Raw genomic sequence first — 3,147 nt, forward strand, 5'->3', positions numbered from 1 at the left:
GGCGGCGGCGGCGCCGCTTCGGCGCGGACTGCGCGCAGCGGCGGCAGGGCCGCGGCCTTCGCCGCGACGCGCAGGTAGCGGAACGCGCGCGCGCTGCCGAGCTCGATGCGGTCGCGGCGCAGGCGCTCCTCGCCGTTGCGCAGGTCGGCGAGCAGGCCGTCGCCGATCATCTGCCAGTGCTGCAGATCGTCGCTGGCCGACAGGATCACGCCGGTCTGGAATGCGGCGGTGTCGTCGGCCCAATCCAGCCGCAGCGCGGCCAGCGGCGCGCGGATCTGGCTCAGATCGAGCAGCAGCTCGCGCGGCGACGCGGCGGCGGCATCGCCGTTCACGCTCGCATCGATGCGCAGCACGCGGCCGGTGGCGTCGCGTTCGGCACGCAGGTTCCAGTCGGCCGCATCGGCCGCGGCCGCCGGCGGCAGCAGGAACCAGGGCACGTCGAGCATCTGCCGCGGCCATTCCTGGGCGCTCGCGCCTTCGGGGCCGAGCAGGGTCGCCGGCAGCGATTCGCCGGCGGCGTTGAACACTTCGATGTCGGCCAGCGTAGGATCGTGCGCGGCGCGGTAGATCGCTTCGCTGAGCACGACGCGGAACGCGCCGCCGTCCTCGCGCGCAAGACGCAGCGGCCATTCCTGCGCGTAGTCGCTGCGCTGGCCCGCCGCGGCGGTGCCGGCCAGCGCGAGCAGCGCGACGGCAGCGGCGATCCGGTTCACGACTGCGCCTCGGCGTCGACCTGCTTCGGCGGATTCGGCGCGAACCAGCCGACTACCATCAGCAGGCCGCCGACCGCGAGCACGCCGAGGATCGCGTAGAGATCCTTGAGGTGGGTGCGGTCGATCAGGATCAGCTTCACGATGACGAGGCCGACCAAGCAGGCGCCGCCGATCCAGATCGGACGCGAACGGCGGCGTGCGCCGGTCAGCATCGCGGCGAGGCCGGCCAGGCACCAGACCACCGACAGGCAGGCCTGGGCGAGCGCCGAACGCATCATCGCCTGGCTTTCCCAGGGTACGCCGCCGAGGAAATGCACGCCGCGCAGGGTGATGCTGGTCAGCAGTGCGAACCCGATGACGGCGAGGCTCTGCGCGCGGCTCTGCGCGTCGATCAGTGCGTTGCCTTCGCGGCTGGCCAATTGGAACCAGTACAGCAGCGCGACGACGAAGCCGATCTGCGCGAGCTCCAGCGGATTGGCCACCGGCAGATAGCCCAGCGGCGCCGGGTCGCCCTCGGCGATCAGGCCGAGCACCCAGCCGATGCCGAGCATCATCGACAGCACGCCTAGCAGCGCCGGCCGCGCGGCCTCGGCGTCCGCATCGAGCGGGAAGCGCAGCGCGCGCCAGCGCGCGAGGCTGCCGGCGAAGGCCAGCGCGAGCGGCGCGAGGCCGAACAGCACCTGCCAGATCACGCCGAGCTGCCAGCGGTCGCGCGCCAGATCGGAGAACTGGATCGCGAGCAGGCCCACCCAGGTGAACACGTGCACGGCATAGGCGGCCGGCAGCGCCGGCGCCTGGGTCTGTTCGAGATTGCGCTGCGTGCGCAGGCTCGCGGCGAACCAGCCCAGCCACGCGGCCAGGCCGAGGCCGGCCAGCGGCCCGGCCGGATTGGCTGCGCGCGTGCCGATGATGAACAGCGGCGCGATGAACAGCGCGAGCAATGCCGGCCAGCGCAGTTCGTTCCAGTCCAGGCGGCGCGCCGCCTCGGCGGACAGCAGCGCGGTCAGCGCGGCGAAGCCGAGCTGCCAGTAGACGGCGAGGTCGGCCGGCGCGAAGCGGTCGATCTCGTTGATGCCGAGCGTCAGCCACCAGCCGAGCGCCCAGATCAGCAGCAGCGGCGCGATCGCCCGGGTGTCGCTCTCGCGGCGCAGCAGTGCGCTGGAAATGAATCCCGCGGCGCTGATCAGCAGGATCGCTAGGAAATCGCCGTTGAACACGGCGACCGGCGCCGTGCCGATGATTTCCGCGGTGCTCGTGGCCAGGCGATGGTCGACCAGCGCGATGAACAGCGACAGGCCGGCCGCGAGCTGCAGCAGATAGCCGATGACGCGCGGCAGGCGGCGCTGCTGGCGCAGGCCGAGCCAGACCAGCGCGGCGCCTTCGACGGCCCAGGCGCAGGCGGTCGCGCGCGCCGACAGCGCGAGCGGCACGGCCAGGGTCGCGAAGCCCAGGCCGAGCAGGGCATGCGACTGGCCGAGCAGGGTCATGGCCAGGCGGCGGAACGCGAACCACGCGACGCCGACGTGCACCAACGCCAGCACCAGCGCCGACAGCGCGAGCTGCTTCGTGTCGCCGTTGAGCAGCGCGGCCTGCAGCGGGAACGCGAGCAGCGGCGTGCCGAATACGAGGCTGCCGTCGACGAAGCCGCGGCGATCTTCCGGCTGGCGCAGCGCGTAGAGCAGCGGAATCACGAGGTAGAACGCGTAGAACAGGATCAGGAACGGCTCGGTCGAGGAGAAGAGCTCGGGCCGGTACTTCAGAAAACCCCAGACCGTGCCGATGCCGAACGTGAACACGAAGCCGAGCAGGTTCAGCGCGCGCCAGGGCTTGACCCAGGCGATGCCGAAGATCGCGCCGTTGAGCACGGCGTAATACGTGAACAGCGCGACGTGGTTGCCGCTGTCGGTCGCGGTCAGCACCGGTGCGAGGAAGCCGCCGACGATCGCGAGCAGTGCGAGCGCGAGCGCGTCCTGGGCCACGGCCATGACGCCGGCCGCGCCGACGATCAGCACGAGCAGCAGGAAGGCCAGGCCCGGCGGCAGCAGGTGGAACAGCTTGTAGCTGCCGAACACGACCAGCAGCAGCACGCCGATCGCGCCGCCCTGCAGCGACAGCGCGAACGCGCGGTGGCTTTCGCGCTTGGCCCAGCCGAACGCGAGGCCGGCCAGCGCGGCCGCGGCGATGCCGGCCATGCGCAGCTCGATCGGCACACGCACCCAGCCCTGGTCGATCGAATACTTCATCAGCGCGCCGACGCCGAGGAACAGGATCAGCACGCCGATCTTCACCGGGATGTTGCCCTCGGTGAACCAGCGCTTGATCGCGTCGATCGCGCGCGCGACCGGATCGGCGCCGTCGCCGGGCGGTGCACGCTCCGGCAGGACGGTTTCACCGGGCGCGCGCCGGCGCGGCGGCACTCGGCCGGCCGCGGCGG

At 72.1% G+C, this 3,147-nt stretch carries 2 protein-coding genes; both read right to left on the bottom strand.

What is annotated here, in order from left to right; translation table 11 throughout:
- Positions 1-713 (bottom strand): DUF3999 family protein (locus tag NON22_RS22430; protein ID WP_257389217.1); only part of this gene is annotated, 713 nt, incomplete at its 3' end.
- Positions 710-3,147 (bottom strand): DUF2339 domain-containing protein (locus tag NON22_RS22435; RefSeq protein ID WP_257389218.1); only part of this gene is annotated, 2,438 nt, incomplete at its 5' end. The genes NON22_RS22435 and NON22_RS22430, both read right to left, overlap by 4 nt.

Source organism: Tahibacter caeni (genome assembly GCF_024609805.1).
GTDB classification, from domain to species: Bacteria; Pseudomonadota; Gammaproteobacteria; order Xanthomonadales; family Rhodanobacteraceae; genus Tahibacter; species Tahibacter caeni.